This window comes from Pseudaquabacterium rugosum (assembly GCF_038066575.1).
Lineage (GTDB): Bacteria > Pseudomonadota > Gammaproteobacteria > Burkholderiales > Burkholderiaceae_C > Pseudaquabacterium > Pseudaquabacterium rugosum.
Genome location: NZ_JBBUTF010000008.1, coordinates 35,267 through 54,180, shown reverse-complemented (window position 1 = coordinate 54,180; position 18,914 = coordinate 35,267). Strand labels below are relative to the sequence as shown.

Here is an 18,914-nt window from a genome sequence, read left to right as displayed (position 1 = left end):
ACCGGTGCAGGTGCCCACGGCGGCACGCGGTGCTGCGGTGCTGCGGTGCTGCGGTGCTGCGGTGCTGCGGTGCGGATCAGTATCCGGCCGTGGGCGCCACCGCGGCGGCATCACCGCCGAGCACCGCCTCGATCGCGTCGAGCAGGCCGCTGGCGCCGAAGCGCAGGCGCCGCGGCCCCAGCGCGTCCGCGCCGAGCACGGCCTGCACGCGCTGCGCATAGACGGCCACGTCGGCCAGCGTGCGCACCCCGCCCGAGGCCTTGAAGCCGACCGCCGCGCCGCGCGGATGGGCGGCGATGGCGGCCAGCATCACGTCGGCGGCCTGCGGCGTGGCGCCCACCGCCACCTTGCCGGTCGAGGTCTTGAGCCAGTCGACGCCGGCGTCCAGGCCGATGCGGCAGGCCGCATCCAGCACCTCGCCCGCGCCCAGCTCACCGCTTTCCAGGATCAGCTTCAGGCCGCGGCCGGGGCAGGCCGCGCGCACCGCCCGCACGAGGGCCGCCGCCTCGTCGGCCCGGCCCTCGCGCAGCGCGCGCCAGGGCAGCACGAGGTCGACCTCGTCGCCGCCGGCCGCGACGATGGTGCGCACCTCGTCGAGCACGCGGGCGATGTCGGTACTGCCCGCGGGGAAGTTGGCCACCGCGGCCACGGCCACGCCGGGGCGCACGCGGGCACGCACCTGCCCGACGAAACGCGGCCACACGCACAACGCGGCCGGCGGCAGCGGCGCGGCCGCGGCGCGGGCGATCAGGGCGTCGATGCGCGCGGCATCGTCATCGTCGCCCAGGCTGGTCAGGTCCAGGCAGGACAGGGCCAGCCGGGCCAGGGTGACGGGATCGGTCAGGTCGGGGCAGGCGGAGGCGTTCATCGGTGGGTCAGGACGGAAACGGGGCCGCGGGACATTCGGCGGGATCGGCAGGTCGCAGGCCCGGCGACCGGGGCCGCGGAGATCCGGGCCGGGTGGCCGAGCGGGCCGGCGGCCGATGCGGCCGGCCAGCCCGTCCGGCCGTGCTCAGCGCCGCTGGACGGCATCACCGGGCTCGAAATCGGCCACGCGCAGCGGGCTGCGCTCGGCGAGGTAGCCGCGCAGCACCTCGGCATCGTTGAAGCCGGTGTTGACGAAGCCCGGATGCTGGTCGAGGCGCGGATAACCGTCACCGCCGGCGGCCATGAAGTTGTTGATCGCCAGCCGGTAGCGGCGCTGCGGATCGACGGGCTGGCCACCGATGCTCAGCGACTCGATCACGCCGCCGGCGATGCGCAGGCGCAGACCGGCGGTCTGCGGGAAGGCGCCGCTGCCGGGGGTCATCTTCGCCGCGGCGGCCAGCCAGGTCTGCAGCTCGGCGCCGCTCAAGTCGACCGTGCAGACGGTGTTGGCGAAGGGCTGCACCTTCAGGATGTCGCGGTAGCTGATGACGCCGGCCGGCAGGCTGTCGCGCACGCCGCCCGAGTTCATCACCGCCAGATCGGCGCCGGTGCGCGCCATCATCGCCGAGGCGATGAAGCCACCGAGCGTGGTCGGCTGCGCGCGCACCCGCGTGCGGTCGCCATCGAGCACGCCGTCGCTCTGGCCGACGGCCACGCCGAGCTGGCGCTGGCCGGCCTGCTGGAAGGGCTCCAGCAGCGCACGCAGGGCCGGGTCCTCGGCGATCAGCGCCGTGGCGTTCACCTTCTTGCCATCGGCCGCCTTGACCTTGAGGTTGACCGGCAGCAGCTGGTAGCGCTGCAGCTCGACCTTGCCGCCGTCGATGACGAAATCGGCCCGGCCGACGTACTTGCCCCATTCATGGGCCTGCACGATCCAGGCGCCATTCTGACGGTCGGGCGCGCAGGGCTCGCCGGGCTTGTAGGCCTCGTTGCGGCGGTTCTCGGCCAGCATGCACACCGGGTTCTGGCTGTGACCGCCGACGATCAGGTCCAGCCCCGGCACCGCGCGCGCCAGTTCGACATCGCCCGGGGCGTTGACGCCGGCCTTGCCGTCCACGTAATGGCCCATGTGGGTGGCCGCGATCACCATGTCGACCTGGCCGCGCAGCTCGCCGACCAGGGACCGCGCCTCGTCGGCCGGGCGGCTGAAGCGCAGGCCGGCGACGTTGGCGGGCATCACCAGGCGCGGCGTGTCGTCGGTGGTCAGACCGATGACGGCGATGCGCCGGCCGCCGCGCTCGAAGATGCGGTAGGGCTCGAACACGCGCTGGCCACTGGCCGCATCGCGGATGTTGGCCGACAGCAGCGGGAAGCCGGCCCACTGGCGCTGGCGCTGCAGCACCGCAGGCGGCTTGTCGAACTCGTGGTTGCCGACGGCCATCGCGTCATAGCCGATGGCGGCCATGCCCTTGAAGTCGGGCTCGGCCTGCTGCAGATCGCTCTCGGGCACGCCGGTGTTGACGTCACCGCCGTCGAGCAGCAGCAGCTGGCCACCGGCGGCCGCCACCTCGGCGCGCACCTGGTCGATCAGCGTCTTGCGCGCGGCCAGACCGTACTCGCCATCGGCATTCGCCCAGAAGCGGCCGTGGTGGTCGTTGGTGTGCAGCACCGTCAGCTTCAGCGGTGCGGGCGGCGTGCGCAGGCCGGCACAGCCGGCGAGCAGCAGTGCGCCGACGGCGGCCAGCGGCAGCGCCACGGAAGGAAACGGCCTGCGGCCGGCTTGCGGAACGGACATCGACGCACTCCTCGTTCGGACAGTCAGGAAACGGATGGACGGCAAGGGGCGGGGGGCGGCTGCGGCCGGGAGCCGGACGCGGCGAGCGGACGAACGGGCTCAGGGCTCGGGGGCCGGATCGCGGACGGGTTGCGCCAGCGGTGGCTGCGGTGGCCGCGACCCGCATCCGGCCTCGGGACCGCCTGCGCCCTGTGCCTGTGCCTGCGCCTCGACCACCAGCCGCGGCAGCAACGCACGCAGCAGGCGCAGCGCGTCGGCCGCGCCGGCCTGCGCCTGGGCCAGCGTGTGGGCATGGCTGAGGGCCTGATCGTCGAGCCCGGCGCCCAGGTTGGTGATCATCGACAGGCCCAGCACGCGCAGGCCGGCCTGGCGCGCCAGGATGGTCTCGGGCACGGTGCTCATGCCCACCGCGTCGGCGCCCAGGCGCTGCAGCATGCGGATCTCGGCCGGGGTCTCGAACTGCGGGCCCAGCATCCAGGCATAGACGCCCTCGCGCAGCGGCAGGCCGGCCTCGGCGGCAGCGGCCCGGGCCAGCGCGCGCAGGGCCGGGTCATAGGCGTCGACCAGGCTGACGAAGCGATCGAGCCCGGGCGGATCATCGGCCGGCACCACGTGCAGCGGCGTGCGCTGCACCAGGTTCAGATGGTCGGCCAGCAGCATCAGCCGGCCCGGCGGCAGCGCCGGATCCAGGCTGCCGGCGGCATTCGTCAGCACCAGCGTGCGGCAGCCGGCGGCCGCCAGCGTGCGGATGGCGCCCTTCATCGCGGCCGCGTCGCCGTGCTCGTAGGCATGGGCGCGGCCGCGCAGCAGGGCCAGCGGCACGGCCGTGCCGTCAGCCGCCGTCAACCGGCCCAGGCGCAGCAGCGCGGCATGGCCATGCACGCCGGGGCGCGGAAAGGCCGGCAGCTCGGCATAGGCGATGTCCTGAGGATCCTCCAGCAGCGGCGCCAGCGCATCCCAGCCCGAGCCGGCGACCACGGCCACGGCCGGAAACGGTGTGGCCGCGCCCGGGCCGACACCGGCCGCCCGCAGCCGCGCCAGGCTGGCGTCGATGCGCCGCGGCAGCGGCACGGCCTCGCCGCAGGCATCACCCGCACCGCCGCCCGCATCTTCACCGCCGCCATCGGCGCCCACCGCCCGCGGTGACGCCACGACCGACGGGCGGTCAGGGCCCAGCGCCGCGCCGGGTCGGCCGGCACCCGGCTGCGCGCCGTCGTCCGTCATGGCCGCACCGCCAGGTGATCGGGCCCGAAGCTGGCCGGCAGCAGCTCGCCGAGGGTGTGGCGCACGCGCAGACGCTGCTCGTCGGCCAGCCAGATCGGCACCGTGTCGGCAGCGAACTCGCGCAGGCGCTGGCGGCAGCCGCCACAGGGGCTGACCGGCTGCGGCGCGACGCCGACCACCGCCGCGGCGACGATGCGCCGCCCGCCGGCCACCACCAGTGCGCCGATGGCCGTGGCCTCGGCGCACTGGCTCTGCGGATAGGCCGCGTTCTCGACGTTGCAGCCGGCGTGGATGCGGCCGTGCTCGTCCAGCAGCGCGGCGCCGACCTGGAAGCCCGAATAAGGGGCCCAGGCACGGCGCCGCACATCGCGCGCGGCCTGCAGCAGGCGCTCGACGAGCGCCGCATCGTCCCCCGGGCGCAGCAGCGGCGAATCGGCCACCGTCTGCCACGGCGTGGCGTCCATGGGATCGGGCCGCATCGTCAACGCTCCTTCACGTAGGGCACACCGAGGGCCGCCGGCGCACGGGCGCGGCCGATGAAGCCGGCCAGCAGCACCACCGTCAGCACATAAGGCAGGGCCTGGATGGCCTGCACCGGCACCGCGCCACCGCCGAGGGCCGCCGGCAGCGCCACGCCCTGCAGCCGGATCGCCAGCGCATCGAGAAAGCCGAACAGCAGGCAGGCCCACAGCGCCCCCACCGGATGCCACTTGCCGAAGATCATCGCCGCCAGCGCCATGTAGCCGCGGCCGGCCGTCATGTGCGGCACGAAGTTGGCGTTCTGCGCCAGCACCAGATAACTGCCGGCCAACGCGCACAGCCCGCCGTTGAGCGCCAGCGCCGAGTAGCGCAGGCCGCGCACGCTCAGGCCGGCGGCATCCACCATCGCCGGGTTGTCGCCGGTGGCCCGCAGGCGCAGGCCGTAGCGGGTGCGGAACAGCAGCCACCAGACCGCCGGCACCAGCGCGAAGGCCAGATAGACCAGCGCGTTGTGGCCCAGCAGCGCATCGCCCACCAGCGGCCCGAGGCCCGGCACGCCGGCCAGCGCCGTGCGCAGCCCGCCGCCCAGCGGCGCCAGCCGCACCGCATCGCTGAGCGGCGGGGTCTGGCCGCCCTGATGGAAGCCGGCGATGCCCAGCACCACCGTCAGCCCGGCGGCGATCATGGTGATGGCCATGCCCATCACGACCTGGTCCCCGGTGTGGCTGACGCAGCCGTAGCCATGCACCATCGACAGCACGATGCCCACGGCCAGCGCCGCCAGCAGCGCCAGCGCCATCGAGCCGCCGAGCGCACCCACCGCCCCGGCGGTGAACGCGCACAGCAGCATCTTGCCTTCGAGCCCGAGGTCGATCACGCCCGCGCGCTCGCTGAGCGTGGCCGCCAGCGCGCACAGCACCAGCGGCACCGACACGCGCAGCGTCGAGCCCAGCAGCCCGCCCCAGAACACCGGATCCAGCCACAGGGTGTCAGCCATGGCCGGCCTCCCCGGCGACGCCCGCGGCCGCGCCGCGCCGCCGCCACCAGCCGTGCAACCGCGCCAGCGTGGGCGCCAGCACCATCGCCATCGCGCCCGAGAACAGCACGATGAAGCCCTGCAGCGTGGTCACCATGTCGCGGCTGAAGGCCGGGATCTCGAAGCTCAGCTCGGCGCCGCCCTGGTACAGCGCGCCGAACAGCAGCGCCGCCAGCACGATGCCCACCGGATGGTTGCGCCCGATCAGGCTGACGGCGATGCCGGTGAAGCCGGCACCGACGACGAAGTCCAGCAGCAGCCGGTGCTGCACGCCGGCCAGCTCGTTGATGCCGACGCAGCCGGCCAGCGCACCGGCGATCATCATCGCGCGCATCAGCTGCCAGCGCGGTGCGATGCCGGCGTAATGCGCGGCCTGCGGGGCATGGCCGACCGCCCGCAGCGCATAGCCGGCGCGCGTGCGCCACAGGAACAGCCAGACACCGACGGCCGCCGCCACGGCCAGCAGCACGCTGAGATTGAGGGGCGTGCTCGGCCACTCGATGCCCAGCCGCGCCAGCAGCTCGTGCACGCCCGGCATGTGGGCCGACTCGGCGAAGCCGCGCGACTCCACCGACATCGAACCCGGCTCGCGCAGCACGTTGACCAGCAGCCAGGCCAGCAGCGCCGAGGCGATGAAGTTGAACATGATGGTGGTGATCACGATGTGGCTGCCGCGCCAGGCCTGCAGCGCGGCCGGCACCGCGGCCCAGGCCATGCCGCCGAAGGCACCGGCCACCACCATCAGCGGCAGCATCAGGCCGGCCGGCAGCACGCGGTCGCAGGCCAGGGCCGCCAGCGCCGCGCACAGCCCGCCGACCATGGCCTGGCCCTCGCCGCCGATGTTGAACAGCCCGCCGTGGAAGGCCACCGCCACCGCCAGCCCGGTGAAGACGAAGGTGGTCGCGTAGTACAGCGTGTAGCTCAGGCCGGCGGCCGAGCCGAAGGCGCCCTGCACCAGCAGCGTGATGACCTGTCGGGGATCGAGGCCGATGGCGGCCACCACCACGCCACTGACGGCCAGCGCCAGCGCGAGATTGAGCAGCGGCAGCACGCCCAGCTCCAGCCAGCGCGGCAGTTCGACGGGACGGCTCATCGGATGCGGGCCCCGACAGCGGCAGCGGCGGCGCGCCGCAGGCGCGCCGGAAGGAAATGCAGCAGGCTCATGTCGGGCTCGGGTGTGGGCTCGGGGACGGACCCTCGTGGGCGCTGGCGCCGGCCATCAGGCGGCCCAGCGCGGTCTCGGTGCAGTCGGTGATCGGCAGCTCGCCGGCGATGCGGCCGCGGTCCATCACGATCACGCGGTCGGCCAGGGCCAGGATCTCGTCGAGCTCGGAGGACACCAGCAGCACCGCGCCGCCGGCCGCCCGCATCGCGCGCAAGCGGCCGTGGATGAACTCGATGGCGCCGATGTCCACGCCGCGCGTGGGCTGGCCCACCAGCAGCAGCTGCGGCGGCTGCTCCGGCGCCATCGCCTCGCGGGCCAGCACCAGCTTCTGCTGGTTGCCGCCGGAGAACTTCGCGCTGCGCAGCTGCGGGTCGCGCGGGCGCACGTCCCAGTCCTCCATCATGCGGCGCGTGTCCTCGCGCATCACGGTGCGGCGCAGCCAGCCCAGCGGGCCGCTGTAGCGCGCGCGCCGCTCATGGCCGAGCACGGCCGACTCCCAGGCCGCGAAGGGCAGCACCAGGCCCAGGCGGTGGCGGTCTTCCGGCACATGGGCCAGGCGCAGCGCGCGGGCGGTCTGCGGATCCAGCCAGCGGCCACCGGCCGTGAAGCGCCGGCCGCCGAGATCCAGCGTGCCGGCCTGCGGCGCGCACAGCCCGGCCAGCACCTCCAGCAGCTCGCTCTGGCCGTTGCCGGAGACGCCGGCGATGCCGACGATCTCGCCCGGATGCAGCGCCAGCGACACGCCGTCGAGCCGCGGCACGCCCTGCGCATCACGCCAGCCCAGACCTTCGGCGCGCAGCAGCGGCGCGCCCGCGGACGCGGCGGCGACCGGCGGCGCATCCTGGCGGCCGAGCTGCACCTGGCGGCCGACCATGGCCTGGGCCAGGCCGTCGAGGCTGGTCTGGCCGATCGGGCAGTCCAGCACCACCGCGCCCTGGCGCATCACGGTGACCTGGTCGCACAGCGCCATGATCTCCTTGAGCTTGTGCGTGATCAGCAGCAGCGTGGTGCCGGCCGCACGCAGGCGGCGCAAGGTGGCGAACAGCTGCTCGGTCTCCTGCGGCGTCAGCACCGCGGTCGGCTCGTCCAGGATCAGGATGCGCGCCCCGCGGTAGAGCGCCTTGAGGATCTCCAGCCGCTGGCATTCGCCCACCGGCAGCGCCTCGACCGGCTGGTCCAGCCGCACCTGCAGCCCGGTGTCGGCCATCAGCCGCTCCAGGTCGGCGCGCACGCGCTCGCGGGCCGGGCCCAGCCGCCAGTCCGGCTCGGCGCCCAGCATCACGTTGTCGAGGGCACTCAGGTTGTCGACCAGCATGAAGTGCTGGTGCACCATGCCGATGCCGTGGCCCATCGCCGCACGCGCGCCGTCGATGCGCACGGCACGGCCCTCGATGCGGATCTCGCCCTCGTCGGCCTGGTAGAAGCCGTAGAGGATGGACATCAGCGTGGACTTGCCCGCGCCGTTCTCGCCGACGATGCCGTGCACCGTCGCCCGCGCGACCCGCAGGTCCACCGCACGGTTGGCCTGCACCGCGCCGAAGCGCTTGCAGATGCCCTTCATCTCGACAGCCAGGGTCATGACAGCGTCGGCACGCCCCGTGCCGGTGATGATGGAAACGATGGAAGCGCGCCGGGCCAGGCGACAGGACAGCCGTGCCCGACCCGGATCAGCACCGAAGGGAAGCCCCCCGGAGGGGGACCGGCCGCAGGCCAGGGGGCGCCCCGCCGAACGAAGCGTCCGGCCCGATCCGGGTCCCCCGGTCGGGCCGGATCAGCCCCTCGGGGGCCGGCGCCAGACGCCGGGGGCCCTCAATACTTGCAGGCGTTGTCGGCCATGTAGTCGGCCACCTTGATCTTGCCCGCGATGATGTCGGCCTTGGCCGCGTCGACCTTCTTCTTCAGGTCGGCGCCGATCAGCTTGGCGTTGTGGGTGTCCATCGCGTAGTCGACGCCGCCTTCCTTCAGGCCCAGCACGGTGATGCCCGGCGTGGTCTTCTGGCTCAGGTTGAGCACCGCCACGTCCACCCGCTTGACCATGCTGGTCAGCATGGTGCCCGGATGCAGGTGGTTCTGGTTGCTGTCGACGCCGATCGCGTACTTGCCGGCGTCCTTGGCCGCCTGGTAGACGCCGATGCCGGTGCCGCCGGCCGCCGCGAAGATCACGTCCACGCCCTTGGCGAACTGGGCCTTGGCCAGCTCACCGCCGCGCGTCGGGTCGCCCCAGGCCGCCGGCGTGGTGCCGGTCATGTTGCCCGTCACCTCGACCTTGGGGTTGGCGTACCTGGCGCCCTGCTCGTAGCCGCACTGGAACTTGCGGATCAGCGGGATGTCCATGCCGCCGATGAAGCCGACCTTGCCGGTCTTGCTGGACAGCGCGGCGATCATGCCGACCAGGAAGCTGCCCTCCTGCTCCTTGAACACCACGCTTTCGACGTTGGGCGCCTTGACCACCATGTCGATGATGCCGAACTGCAGCTTGGGGAATTCCTTGGCCGTCTTCTCGATCGCGCTGGCCTGCGAGAAGCCCACGCCGATGATCGGGCTGACGCCCTTCTGCGCCATGCGGCGCATCGCCTGCTCGCGCTGGCTCTCGTTGGCGATCTCGAAGTCGACGTAGCCCTTGCCGGTGTCCTTCTTGTACTTCTCCATGCCGTTGTACGCGGCCTCGTTGAAGGACTTGTCGAACTTGCCGCCCATGTCGTAGACGACGCCGGGCTCGGCACGGGCGGCCGGTGCGGCCATCAGCGAACAGACCGACAGGGCCACCAGCAGCGGCGACAGGGCGTGACGGGCAGAAGACATCATGGCGGCATGGGGCGCAAGTGGATCGTCCGGTCAGGATAGCAAGAGTCGGACCCTGCGCCCAGCCGGGTTGCGCCCGCACCTGCGCCGGCGCAACATCGGCCGATGAGCGACATCCCAGCCCCCGCACAGGCCGCGGCGCCGCCACGCCAGGCGGCGGCCCACGTCACGGCCGATGACGATGACGCCGCCTGGGCCCGCCGCTGTCCCAAGGTGCTGCTGCACGAGCACCTGGACGGCGGCCTGCGCACCACCACGCTGATGGATCTGCTGCGTGCGCGCAACCTGCCCGCACCGGCCGCCGACGTGGCCGGCCTCGACGCCTGGTTCGACGCCCGCGCCCACGCCGGCTCGCTGGAGGAGTACCTGCGCGGCTTCGCGCTGACGGTGGCCGCGATGGCCTCGCCCGCCGCGCTGGAGCGCGTGGCCGTCGAGGCGGCCGAGGACGCCCGCGCCGACGGCGTGGTGCTGGCCGAGTTCCGCATCGCACCGCTGCTGTTCGAGCCCTGGGGCGTGGACGGCGACGCGGCCGTCGAGGCCCTGCTGGCCGGCCTGGCGCGCAGCCCGCTGCCCAGCGGCCTGATCGTCTGCGCGATGCGCCAGGAGGCACCGGCACGCATCGCCGCGGCGGCCGATCTGGCACTGCGCTGGCAGGGCCGCGGCGTGGTCGGCTTCGATCTGGCCGGCCCGGAAGCCGGCTGGCCGGCCGCGCCCCATGCCGCGCTGCTGCGCCGCGTGCGCGACGCCGGTCTCGGCCTGACGCTGCACGCCGGCGAGGCCGATGCCGGCACGCGGGTGCTGGAGGCCGCCGCGCTCGGCGCGCGGCGCATCGGCCACGGCGTGCGGCTGGCCGAGCTGCTGGACGCCCCGGCGCATGCCGACGCGCTGGCGCGGCTGCGCGCCGACGGCGTGCACCTGGAGATCTGCCCGACCAGCAATCTGCACACCGGCGCGGCACGCGATCTGGCCACGCACCCGATCCATGCACTGTGGCGCGCCGGCCTCAGCCTGTCCTTCCACACCGACAACCGGCTGATCTCGCGCACCCGCCACAGCGACGAGGCGCTGGCGCTGCGGCGCCACGGCTTCAGCCGCGCCGATCTGCAGGCCATGGGCGTGGCGGCGGCCCGGGCGGCCTTCCTGCCGGCGGCGTGGCGCGACCGGGCCGCCGCCGCCTGTGCGGCCGGCCCCCCGCATCCGGTCACCGACCCGGCGCCGCAGCCCCCCGCCGCGGGCGGGACGCATGGCTAGAATCCGCCGCACAGGGCCCGGCCGATGTCCGGGCCGCGCCGGGCATGCATGCTGCTTGCCCCTGGAGCCGGGCGCCACGCCCGTGCCCGCGGCGGTCGCCACCGCACCGCTCCACCCCGTCCCGCCGTTCCCCCCGACCACGCATGAAACTCATCGGTTCCCTGACCAGCCCCTACGTCCGCAAGGTGCGGATCGTGATGGCTGAAAAGAAGCTGGAGTACCAGTTCGTGCTGGAGGACGTCTGGGGCCAGGACGCGATCCTGCAGTCCAACCCGCTCGGCCGCATTCCCTGCCTGGTGATGGAAGGCGGCGAGGCGGTGTTCGATTCGCGCGTGATCACCGAGTACGTGGAGACGCTGTCGCCGGTGGGCAAGCTGATCCCGGCCTCGGGCCGTGAGCGCGTCGAGGTGCGCACCTGGGAAGCGCTGGCCGATGGCGTCTGCGACGCGCTGGTGGCCGCCCGCATGGAGGCCGTCTGGGCGCCGCGCGAAGGCGCCCGCAGCCCGGCCTGGATCGACCGCCAGATGTCGCGCGTCGACAGCGCGCTGGCCGCGATGAGCCACGGCCTGGGCGACAAACCCTGGTGCTGCGGCAACCACCTGTCGCTGGCCGACATCGCCGTCGGCTGCGCGCTCGGCTATCTGGACTTCCGCTTCGCCAGCCTGGACTGGCGCGGCACCCATCCGAACCTGGCCCGGCTGGCCGCCAAGCTGGCCACCCGCCCGAGCTTCGTCGACACCCTGCCGCCGGCCGACGCCTGATCGTCCGGGGCCGGCCGCCGCCCGGCGGCCGCGGCCTGGGCGCAGGCTCAGGCCAGCGCCAGTTCCCCGGCGCGCCGCGACCACTGCAGCTTGCGGCAGACGCCGCGCAGGCGGTCGATCATCGCCGGCACGCTCTGGCCCAGCTCCGACGCAAGCACGCCCAGCGACTGTCCGCCGGCCAGGCGCTGCAGCACGTGGATCTCGAGCGAGGTCAGCGCCAGCGGGTTGCACAGGTCCTCGACCTGGTGGCGCGGCACCTCGAGCTTGCCGAGGCCGAAGTGCGACAGCACGTGTTGCGCCATCCAGGGCGTGATGCGCCCGCCGCCCGCCTGCAGCTCGGCCATGGCGTCACCCAAGGGCGGCGCATCCGGCTGATCGGGCACCCAGACGCTGTCGGCCCCGGCCAGCAGCGCGTCCAGCAGCAGCGGCTGGTCACCGCCGGGGGCCACCACCAGCACCTGCACCCAGCAGCCCAGACGGCGCACCTGGGTCAGGGCATCGGTGAGCAGCGCATCGGCCAGGCCCATGCCGCAGACCATCACGTCCGGCCGCTCGCGCTCGACCGCCTCGCGCAGCGCACCGATCATCGTGTGCTCGGCCAGCACCCGCCAGCGCGGATCGTCGCCCAACATCCGGGCCCAGTTGCCCAACAACGCCGGGTCTTCGCCGGCCAGCACCACACGCCTCATCTGCCCGCCAAGGAATGATAAAAATCCACAAGCTCGGCAATCATGCATCAGCCGATGAGCGACCAACAGCCCCTGCCCGGGGGGCCGGCAGGGTCTTGCGTCCAGCGGCTCCGGCACGGGGATCCTGACCCTCGCCGGGCCCGGTCCGTCACCCGATGATGACGGGACGGTGCGGCCCCGCACATCCCCCCGCTCACGGCCTCGCCACCCCTGCGAACCGGCGGCCCGCCACCGCCGCGGACCGGCCGGGAAGGCTCTGGCTATACTCCGCGCCCAACAGCGCCGATTTGATCCCGATTGCGGGCGCTTTCAACAAATGCCGCTAAACCAGGACTCCAGCACAACCGGTGTCCGTCATGGCGGCCACCGGTTTTTTGCTTCATGGGCTCCCTCGGCCACGTCACCCCGCAGACCCTGCATGTCGACACCCCGCTGACGCTGCGCAGCGGCGCGACCCTGTCGTCCTACGATCTGGTCTACGAGACCTACGGCACGCTCAATGCCGAGCGCAGCAACGCGGTGCTGGTCTGCCACGCGCTCAACGCCAGCCACCATGTGGCCGGCACCCACGAGGGCAAGCCCCGCAGCGAAGGCTGGTGGGACAACCTGGTCGGCCCGGGCAAGCCGCTGGACACCGACCGCTTCTTCGTCATCGGCGTCAACAACCTGGGCAGCTGCTTCGGTTCGACCGGGCCGATGCACCTCAACCCGGCCACCGGGCGGCCCTGGGGCGCGGACTTCCCCGTCGTCACGGTCGAGGACTGGGTCGACGCCCAGGCGCAGGTGCTGGACGCGCTCGGCATCGAGCAGCTGGCCGCCGTCATCGGCGGCAGCCTGGGCGGCATGCAGGCGCTGAGCTGGTCGCTGCGCCACCCGCAGCGCCTGCGCGAGTGCATCGCGATCGCCACCGCGCCCAACCTGTCGGCGCAGAACATCGCCTTCAACGAGGTCGCGCGGCGCGCCATCGTCACCGATCCGGACTTCCACGGCGGCCACTTCTACGCCCACGGCGTGCTGCCGCGGCGCGGCCTGCGCGTGGCGCGCATGATCGGCCACATCACCTACCTCAGCGACGACGCGATGGAGGCCAAGTTCGGCCGCGAGCTGCGCGCCGCCGAGCTCGGCTACACGACGCAGGACATCGAGTTCCAGATCGAGAGCTACCTGCGCTACCAGGGCGACAAGTTCAGCGAGTACTTCGACGCCAACACCTATCTGCTGATCACACGCGCGCTCGACTACTTCGACCCCGCGCGCGAGCACGGCGGCGACCTGTCGGCCGCCTTCGCCGCCGCGCGCGGCAAGCGATTCACGATCGCCAGCTTCACCACCGACTGGCGTTTCTCGCCGGCGCGCAGCCGCGAGATCGTCAAGGCGCTGGTCGACAACCGCATCCCCTGCAGCTACGCCGAGATCGACGCGCCGCACGGCCACGACGCCTTCCTGCTGGAGGACTCGCGCTACCACGGCCTGCTGCGCGCGACCTTCGAGCGCATCGCCGGCGAGCTCGGCCTGGGCCGCGGCCGCACCACGGACACGGCCGGCGCGCTGGCGCAGGATCCGCGGCGGCCGGCCGGTGCGGTCGGGGCGGCCGGCCCGCGCCTGACGGCGCCAGCGGCCCCGGCCGCCCCGTCCAGCGCCACGCCGCCGGACGATCTGGCGGCCATCGCCGCGCTGGTGCCCGCCGGCTCGCGCGTGCTGGACCTGGGCTGTGGCCACGGCGAGCTGATGGCCTGGCTGCGCGACCACAAGGGCTGCACCGGCTACGGCATCGAGATCGACGACGCCAAACTGCTGGCCTGCGCGGCCCGCGGCGTGCCGGTGATCCAGCTGAACCTGGAAGAGGGCCTGGCGCTGTTCGCCGACCACAGCTTCGACGTCGTGCTGCAGCTGCAGACGCTGCAACACCTGCGCAACACCGAGCGCATGCTGCAGGAGACGGCGCGCGTGGGCCGCAGCGGCGTCGTCAGCTTCCCCAACTTCGCCCACTGGCCGAACCGCCTGGCCGTGCTGCGCGGGCGCATGCCGGTCACGCGCGCCCTGCCCTACCAGTGGTACGACACGCCCAACATCCGCGTCGGCACCTTCACCGACTTCGAGGTGCTGGCGCGGCGCAACGGCCTGGCCATCGTCGATGCCTTCGGCCTGCACGAGGGCCGCAGCGTGCGCCAGTGGCCGAACCTGCTGGCCAGCGTGGCGGTGTTCCACATCACCCAGGGCGGCAACGGCGCCTGAAGTCGCCGGGCAGGTCAGCGCGCGGGCGTGGGCACGGGCGTCGGCGCGGCCGGCGGCACCGATGGGGCCGCCGCCTGCCGCTGCGCATGGCGCCGCGGCAGCTCGCCGATCCAGTCCGCCGGGATCGCGAAGTTCAGGTTCTGCGCATCGGCGGCCACCAGCACCATCGTCGTCAGGCCGATCAGGCGGCCGCGCTCGTCGAACAGGCCGCCGCCCGAGTTGCCGCCGGAGATCGCCGCCGAGGTCTGCACCAGCACCAGCTGGCCGGCCGTGTTGCGGCGCAGCGACGAGACGAGCCCGGCGCTCATCGTCAGGTCCAGGCCCTTGGGATGGCCGATCGCGTAGGCGGTCTGGCCGACGACGACGCCGGTGGTGGGCACCCGCTCGACCGCCGGGGCATCGGCGATGCCGGGGGCGTCGAGCAGACACAGGTCGCGCGGCGGATCCCAGGCCTCGAGCCGGGCGGCGATGCCGGGCTCCGGGCCGTCGCGCCGCAGCTGCACCCGGCGCGCGTGGGCCAGCACATGGCAGTTGGTGACGACCCGGCCGCGGGCGATGACCACGCCGCTGCCCTGGCCCAGCGGCAGGCCCTGCGCATCGAGCGACTGCACGCGCCAGACCGAGGGCGCGACCCGGGCGTAGACCTGGGCCGGGCTCAGCGCCGGGCCGGCGTCGCCCGCGGGCTGCGGCTCACGCGCCGCCTCACGCACCGGATCCCGCCCCTGTGCCGGCACCTGCACGGCCCCCCGCGTCTGCGCCCCGGCCGGACGCGGCACGGCCGTCAGCGCCAGGGCGAGGGCACCGCAGGCGGCGAGCAGCCCGGGCGCCACGCGACGGGGAGGACGGCGCAGCCCGCTCATCGGACGATCAACCCGCGCAGCGGCGCATCGGTGGCCCGCGGATCGAGCACCGGCTCGCCATCGAGCTGACCCCCGCCCACCGACGGCCCACCGCCGACGCCGCGGGCCTGCGCCAGCGGCACGCAGCGCTGGTTGTCCACGCTGCGCTGCAGCAGGTCATCGGGCGGGCGGGCCTGCTCCGGCCGGGTGATGTCCAGCAGCTGCACCCGGCAGCCGGCACCGACGCTGGCGGCCTGCACCAGATAGCGGTGGCCGGCCTGCGGCGTGTAGGTGAAGACCGCGGCACACCCGCTGCGGTCGGCGCGCTGCAGGCGGAACTCCAGCGTGGTGGGCACGCCAGCGACCACGCGCGGCGGCGACGCGTCGGCGCGCGGGCCCGGCGCCGATGGCGCGGCGGCCGGCGGCACGGCCGCCGCACCGGCCAGGCCGGGCTGCTGCGGCCCGACACCGGCCTGCAGCCATTCCATCGGCGCGCAGCGCTCGGCATCGACGGCACGCAGCAGCAGCAGGCGGTCGCCCGGGGCGACGTCGGCCCGCCACAGCAGTTGCGCGGAGGGCTGGCCGGCGGCCGGCCCGGCATGGCGCACCATCGCCGCGGCGGGCGACGGCGCCACCGGCGCGGTGCCGGCACAGCCGGCCGTCCCGACGACCGCCGCCAGGGCCAGCATCCGCCAGGAGGCGCCGCGGCACACGCCAGCCGACCGCCGACGCGGACGCCGACGCGGAAGGCGCACAGACCCAGGCACGCTCAGGCTCATGACGTGGCAGTGTAGGCGCAGGCCCGGCGAGCAGGCACACTGCGTCCGCGGTGGCGCGCCGCCGCGCCGTGGTCGATGGCCGCGGGCCACCGGCGCCGCCCGGGCGGATCACCGCCTCGGCCCGACCGCCCCCCCGTCCTCCACCACAGGCCCGACCGATGAACGCCCGCGACCCGCTGCCCCCGCTGTCCGACGACGCCGCCCAGGCCCTGGCCGCCTACAGCCGCCAGCGCTGGGACGAGGCCATCGTGCCGGCGCTGACCGACTACATCGCCATCCCCGCCAAGAGCCCGCTGTTCGACGCCGACTGGCAGGCGCACGGCCTGCTCGACCGCGTGGTGACGGACGCCGCCGCCTGGATCGAGGCCCGTCGCGTGCCGGGTCTGCGGCTGGAGGTGATCCGCCAGCCCGGCCGCACGCCGCTGCTGTGCTTCGAGATCGACGCCACCCGCGCCGGCAGCACCCAGACCGTGCTGATGTACGGCCACCTGGACAAGCAGCCCGAGTTCTCCGGCTGGCGCGCCGATCTCGGCCCCTGGACACCGAAAATCGACGGCGGCCTGCTCTACGGCCGCGGCGGCGCCGACGACGGCTATGCCGCCTATGCGGCGATCACCGCGGTCGAGGCGCTCAAGGCCCAGGGCCTGCCGCACCCGCGCATCGTCGGCCTGATCGAGACCGGCGAGGAAAGCGGCTCGGGCGATCTGCCGGTCCACCTCGACGCGCTGCGCGCGCGCCTCGGAGATGTCGGCCTCGTCGTCTGCCTGGACTCGGGCGCAGGCAACTACGACCAGCTGTGGCTGACGACCAGCCTGCGCGGCATGGTCTCGGGCCAGCTGAAGGTCGAGATCCTGAGCGAGGGCGTGCACTCGGGCGATGCCTCGGGCGTCGTGCCGTCGAGCTTCCGCATCCTGCGCCAGGTGCTCGACCGGCTGGAGGACAGCGCCACCGGCGAGCTGCTGCCGCGCGGCTTCCATGTCGAGATCCCGGTCGAGCGCGTCGAACAGGCGCGCCAGGCCGCGGCCATCCTGGGCGAGGCCGCCTGGCGCAACTTCCCCTGGGCCTGCGGGGCCGACGGCACGCCCACGCTGCCGACGACGACCGACCCGACCGAGGCCCTGCTGCGCCGCACCTGGCGGCCCACGCTGTCGGTCACCGGCGTCGACGGCCTGCCGCCGCTGGGCAGTGCCGGCAACGTGCTGCGGCCCCACACCGCGTTCAAGCTCAGCCTGCGCCTGCCGCCGACGGCCGATGCCCACCTCGCCTCGCAGCAGCTCAAGACGCTGCTGGAGGACAACGCGCCCTACAACGCGTGCGTCACCTTCGCGCCCGACGGCCGCGCCGGCGCGCTCGGCGCCGATGGCTGGAACGCACCGACGCTGGCGCCCTGGCTGGAGCGCGCGCTGGAGGACGCCTCGCAGGCCCAGTACGGCGCACCGCTGGCCTACATCGGCCAGGGCGGCACCATCCCGCTGATGGGGCTGCTGCAGCGGGGCTTCCCGCAGGCGCAGATGATGGTCTGCGGCGTGCTCGGCCCGAAGAGCAATGCCCACGGCCCGAACGAGTTCCTGCACATCGACTACGCCCGGCGGCTGACCGCCGCGGTGGCGCAGGTGATCGCCGCCTGCCCCTGAGACGGGCGGTCAGGCGAGGCCTCCGGTGGCCCGTCAGGTGGCCCGTCAGGTGGACCGCGGCCGCCGCGTCAGGCGGCGGGTCGCTCAGCGCAGCGAAAAGCCGGTGGAGGTCAGCGGCCCGCTCATCGGCTCGATCAGCGCGACCAGCGGCTTGAGCTCGACATAGCGCAGCGCCACCCGCGCCGCATAGGCGAAGAAACGCGGCAGATCGGCGGCATAGGCCGGCTTGCCGTCACGGTGCTTGAGGCGGCAGAAGATGCCCAGCACCTTCAGGTGGCGCTGCAGGCCCATCCACTCCAGCGCGCGCCAGCAGTGGCCGAAGTCGGTCGCGTACGGGCCTTCCGGATCGCCCAGCACGCCGGCCGCGCGGGCCTGCTGCCACCAGCGCACGGCCCAGTCGATCTCCTGCGCCTCGTCCCAGCTGATGAAGGCATCGCGCAGTTGAGAGGCGATGTCGTAGGTGACCGGGCCGAGCACGGCGTCCTGGAAGTCGAGGATGGCCGGGCCGGGGCCGGCGGCCTCGGGCCGGACCATCAGGTTGCGCGGCATCCAGTCGCGGTGCACGACCACGCGCGGCTGGTCGAGCGCGCTGGCCACCAGGCGGTCGCACAGCGTGTCCCAGGTCTTGCGCTGGGCCTCGGTCCAGGTGATGCCGAACTCGCGCTGCACGCACCATTCGGGGAACAGGCCCAGCTCGCGGCGCAGCAGCGCCTCGTCATAGGCTGGCAGGCCGGTGGCGTCCATGCGCTGCTGCCACTGCACCAGCGCGCCGATCGCGCCGCGCATCAGCGTGTCGGCGCGCTCGGGCGCGGCCGCCTTCAGCTCCGCCAGGTAGAGCTGGCGACCGAGATCATCGAGCAGCAGGAAGCCCTGGTCCACGTCGGCGGCCAGCACCTGCGGTCCGCACAGACCGGCCCGGCCGATGCGCGCGGCGATGTCGACGAAGGGGCGCACGTCCTCCAGCGGCGGCGGCGCGTCCATCACGATGCGGCTGCCGCCATCGAGCGCCGTGATGCGGAAATAACGGCGGAAGCTGGCGTCGGCCGAGGCGGCGACCAGCGTCTCGCGGCGCAGGCCGTGGACGTCGAGCAAGGGCGCGAGCCAGGCGTCGAAGGCGGCCTCGCGCGCCGGATCGGCCCAGAGGATCGGCGACGGGGAGGCGGACGGGGCGGAGGATGCGGTCATGGTGGCCGGGGTTGCGGGACGGCGAAGGGCCGGACAGGGCGGACGAGGCCGCGCCGGGGCGTGGACACGGACAGGGGCGGGAACGGCGTGCCCGGCCAGGGCCGCACACCGCTCGGGCACCACGGCCGCGCCGGCCTGACGCACGCCGGCCACGGCCCGGGAACGCCCCGGG

General features: G+C 74.0%; 16 protein-coding genes and 1 pseudogene. 5 read left to right on the top strand and 12 right to left on the bottom strand.

All coding sequences use genetic code 11. The annotated features are described in order from the left end of the window. Window positions 1–76 precede the first annotated feature (76 nt). From deoC to AACH11_RS10300, 8 genes are all read right to left on the bottom strand, one after another. Window positions 77–868: a deoxyribose-phosphate aldolase gene (gene deoC / locus AACH11_RS10335; protein ID WP_341374138.1), complete on the bottom strand. Its 792-nt coding sequence runs from the start codon at window positions 866–868 to the stop codon at window positions 77–79. A gap of 144 nt (window positions 869–1,012) precedes the next feature. After that, window positions 1,013–2,662 (bottom strand): bifunctional UDP-sugar hydrolase/5'-nucleotidase UshA, encoded by a 1,650-nt coding sequence (ushA, locus tag AACH11_RS10330; RefSeq protein ID WP_341374137.1) that lies wholly within the window; start codon window positions 2,660–2,662, stop codon window positions 1,013–1,015. A gap of 99 nt (window positions 2,663–2,761) precedes the next feature. Beyond that, window positions 2,762–3,886 carry a purine-nucleoside phosphorylase gene (locus tag AACH11_RS10325; RefSeq protein ID WP_341374136.1) on the bottom strand — a complete coding sequence of 375 codons (1,125 nt, stop codon included), beginning with the start codon at window positions 3,884–3,886 and terminating at the stop codon, window positions 2,762–2,764. Then, window positions 3,883–4,365 (bottom strand): cytidine deaminase, encoded by a 483-nt coding sequence (locus tag AACH11_RS10320; RefSeq protein WP_341374135.1) that lies wholly within the window; start codon window positions 4,363–4,365, stop codon window positions 3,883–3,885. Before AACH11_RS10320 ends, AACH11_RS10325 begins: the two co-directional genes overlap by 4 nt. A gap of 2 nt (window positions 4,366–4,367) precedes the next feature. Continuing rightward, window positions 4,368–5,363, bottom strand: a complete 996-nt coding sequence (locus AACH11_RS10315; protein WP_341374134.1) for an ABC transporter permease — start codon at window positions 5,361–5,363, stop codon at window positions 4,368–4,370. After that, window positions 5,356–6,495 carry an ABC transporter permease gene (locus AACH11_RS10310; RefSeq protein ID WP_341374133.1) on the bottom strand — a complete coding sequence of 380 codons (1,140 nt, stop codon included), beginning with the start codon at window positions 6,493–6,495 and terminating at the stop codon, window positions 5,356–5,358. The genes AACH11_RS10315 and AACH11_RS10310 overlap by 8 nt, the downstream gene beginning before the upstream one ends. A gap of 67 nt (window positions 6,496–6,562) precedes the next feature. Continuing rightward, a complete protein-coding gene (locus tag AACH11_RS10305) occupies window positions 6,563–8,146 on the bottom strand; it encodes an ABC transporter ATP-binding protein (protein ID WP_341374132.1) in 1,584 nt (527 codons plus the stop codon). 230 nt (window positions 8,147–8,376) lie between these two features. Continuing rightward, window positions 8,377–9,369 (bottom strand): BMP family lipoprotein, encoded by a 993-nt coding sequence (locus AACH11_RS10300; RefSeq protein ID WP_341374131.1) that lies wholly within the window; start codon window positions 9,367–9,369, stop codon window positions 8,377–8,379. 105 nt (window positions 9,370–9,474) lie between these two features. Between AACH11_RS10300 and AACH11_RS10295 the strand changes: the two genes are divergently transcribed. Both AACH11_RS10295 and AACH11_RS10290 read left to right on the top strand, forming a co-directional pair. Continuing rightward, window positions 9,475–10,620 carry an adenosine deaminase family protein gene (locus AACH11_RS10295; RefSeq protein WP_341374130.1) on the top strand — a complete coding sequence of 382 codons (1,146 nt, stop codon included), beginning with the start codon at window positions 9,475–9,477 and terminating at the stop codon, window positions 10,618–10,620. Between the two features lie 143 nt (window positions 10,621–10,763). Next, complete coding sequence (locus AACH11_RS10290; RefSeq protein WP_341374129.1) at window positions 10,764–11,381, top strand: glutathione S-transferase family protein; 618 nt, start codon at window positions 10,764–10,766, stop codon at window positions 11,379–11,381. A gap of 47 nt (window positions 11,382–11,428) precedes the next feature. Here AACH11_RS10290 and AACH11_RS10285 read toward each other — a convergent pair whose 3' ends face one another. Beyond that, window positions 11,429–12,070: a hypothetical protein gene (locus AACH11_RS10285; protein WP_341374128.1), complete on the bottom strand. Its 642-nt coding sequence runs from the start codon at window positions 12,068–12,070 to the stop codon at window positions 11,429–11,431. A gap of 381 nt (window positions 12,071–12,451) precedes the next feature. Between AACH11_RS10285 and metX the strand changes: the two are divergent. After that, a pseudogene (gene metX / locus AACH11_RS10280) lies at window positions 12,452–13,579 on the top strand (homoserine O-succinyltransferase MetX); the annotation flags it as partial. Next, the gene (metW, locus tag AACH11_RS10275; RefSeq protein ID WP_341374331.1) at window positions 13,565–14,305 is read left to right on the top strand and encodes a methionine biosynthesis protein MetW; all 741 of its coding nucleotides are present in this window, start codon (window positions 13,565–13,567) and stop codon (window positions 14,303–14,305) included. The pseudogene metX and the gene metW, both read left to right, overlap by 15 nt. Window positions 14,306–14,319: 14 nt before the next feature. On the opposite strand, the gene AACH11_RS10270 is transcribed toward metW, so the two are convergent. Together AACH11_RS10270 and AACH11_RS10265 are read right to left on the bottom strand one after the other, a co-directional pair. Continuing rightward, a complete protein-coding gene (locus AACH11_RS10270; protein WP_341374127.1) occupies window positions 14,320–15,165 on the bottom strand; it encodes a S1C family serine protease in 846 nt (281 codons plus the stop codon). Next, window positions 15,162–15,833 carry a hypothetical protein gene (locus tag AACH11_RS10265; RefSeq protein WP_341374126.1) on the bottom strand — a complete coding sequence of 224 codons (672 nt, stop codon included), beginning with the start codon at window positions 15,831–15,833 and terminating at the stop codon, window positions 15,162–15,164. Before AACH11_RS10265 ends, AACH11_RS10270 begins: the two co-directional genes overlap by 4 nt. A 248-nt stretch (window positions 15,834–16,081) precedes the next feature. On the opposite strand from AACH11_RS10265, the gene AACH11_RS10260 reads away from it, so the two are divergent. Continuing rightward, the gene (locus AACH11_RS10260; RefSeq protein WP_341374125.1) at window positions 16,082–17,557 is read left to right on the top strand and encodes a M20/M25/M40 family metallo-hydrolase; all 1,476 of its coding nucleotides are present in this window, start codon (window positions 16,082–16,084) and stop codon (window positions 17,555–17,557) included. 84 nt (window positions 17,558–17,641) lie between these two features. Here AACH11_RS10260 and AACH11_RS10255 read toward each other — a convergent pair whose 3' ends face one another. Next, the gene (locus AACH11_RS10255; RefSeq protein ID WP_341374124.1) at window positions 17,642–18,742 is read right to left on the bottom strand and encodes an aminoglycoside phosphotransferase family protein; all 1,101 of its coding nucleotides are present in this window, start codon (window positions 18,740–18,742) and stop codon (window positions 17,642–17,644) included. Window positions 18,743–18,914 lie beyond the last annotated feature (172 nt).

Coding starts and splice junctions, on each gene's coding strand:
- deoC (WP_341374138.1), bottom strand. CDS start 868: ATGAACGCCTCCGCCTGCCCCGACCTGACCGATCCCGTCACCCTGGCC.
- ushA (WP_341374137.1), bottom strand. CDS start 2,662: ATGTCCGTTCCGCAAGCCGGCCGCAGGCCGTTTCCTTCCGTGGCGCTG.
- AACH11_RS10325 (WP_341374136.1), bottom strand. CDS start 3,886: ATGACGGACGACGGCGCGCAGCCGGGTGCCGGCCGACCCGGCGCGGCG.
- AACH11_RS10320 (WP_341374135.1), bottom strand. CDS start 4,365: ATGCGGCCCGATCCCATGGACGCCACGCCGTGGCAGACGGTGGCCGAT.
- AACH11_RS10315 (WP_341374134.1), bottom strand. CDS start 5,363: ATGGCTGACACCCTGTGGCTGGATCCGGTGTTCTGGGGCGGGCTGCTG.
- AACH11_RS10310 (WP_341374133.1), bottom strand. CDS start 6,495: ATGAGCCGTCCCGTCGAACTGCCGCGCTGGCTGGAGCTGGGCGTGCTG.
- AACH11_RS10305 (WP_341374132.1), bottom strand. CDS start 8,146: ATGACCCTGGCTGTCGAGATGAAGGGCATCTGCAAGCGCTTCGGCGCG.
- AACH11_RS10300 (WP_341374131.1), bottom strand. CDS start 9,369: ATGTCTTCTGCCCGTCACGCCCTGTCGCCGCTGCTGGTGGCCCTGTCG.
- AACH11_RS10295 (WP_341374130.1), top strand. CDS start 9,475: ATGAGCGACATCCCAGCCCCCGCACAGGCCGCGGCGCCGCCACGCCAG.
- AACH11_RS10290 (WP_341374129.1), top strand. CDS start 10,764: ATGAAACTCATCGGTTCCCTGACCAGCCCCTACGTCCGCAAGGTGCGG.
- AACH11_RS10285 (WP_341374128.1), bottom strand. CDS start 12,070: ATGAGGCGTGTGGTGCTGGCCGGCGAAGACCCGGCGTTGTTGGGCAAC.
- AACH11_RS10270 (WP_341374127.1), bottom strand. CDS start 15,165: ATGAGCGGGCTGCGCCGTCCTCCCCGTCGCGTGGCGCCCGGGCTGCTC.
- AACH11_RS10265 (WP_341374126.1), bottom strand. CDS start 15,833: ATGCTGGCCCTGGCGGCGGTCGTCGGGACGGCCGGCTGTGCCGGCACC.
- AACH11_RS10260 (WP_341374125.1), top strand. CDS start 16,082: ATGAACGCCCGCGACCCGCTGCCCCCGCTGTCCGACGACGCCGCCCAG.
- AACH11_RS10255 (WP_341374124.1), bottom strand. CDS start 18,742: ATGACCGCATCCTCCGCCCCGTCCGCCTCCCCGTCGCCGATCCTCTGG.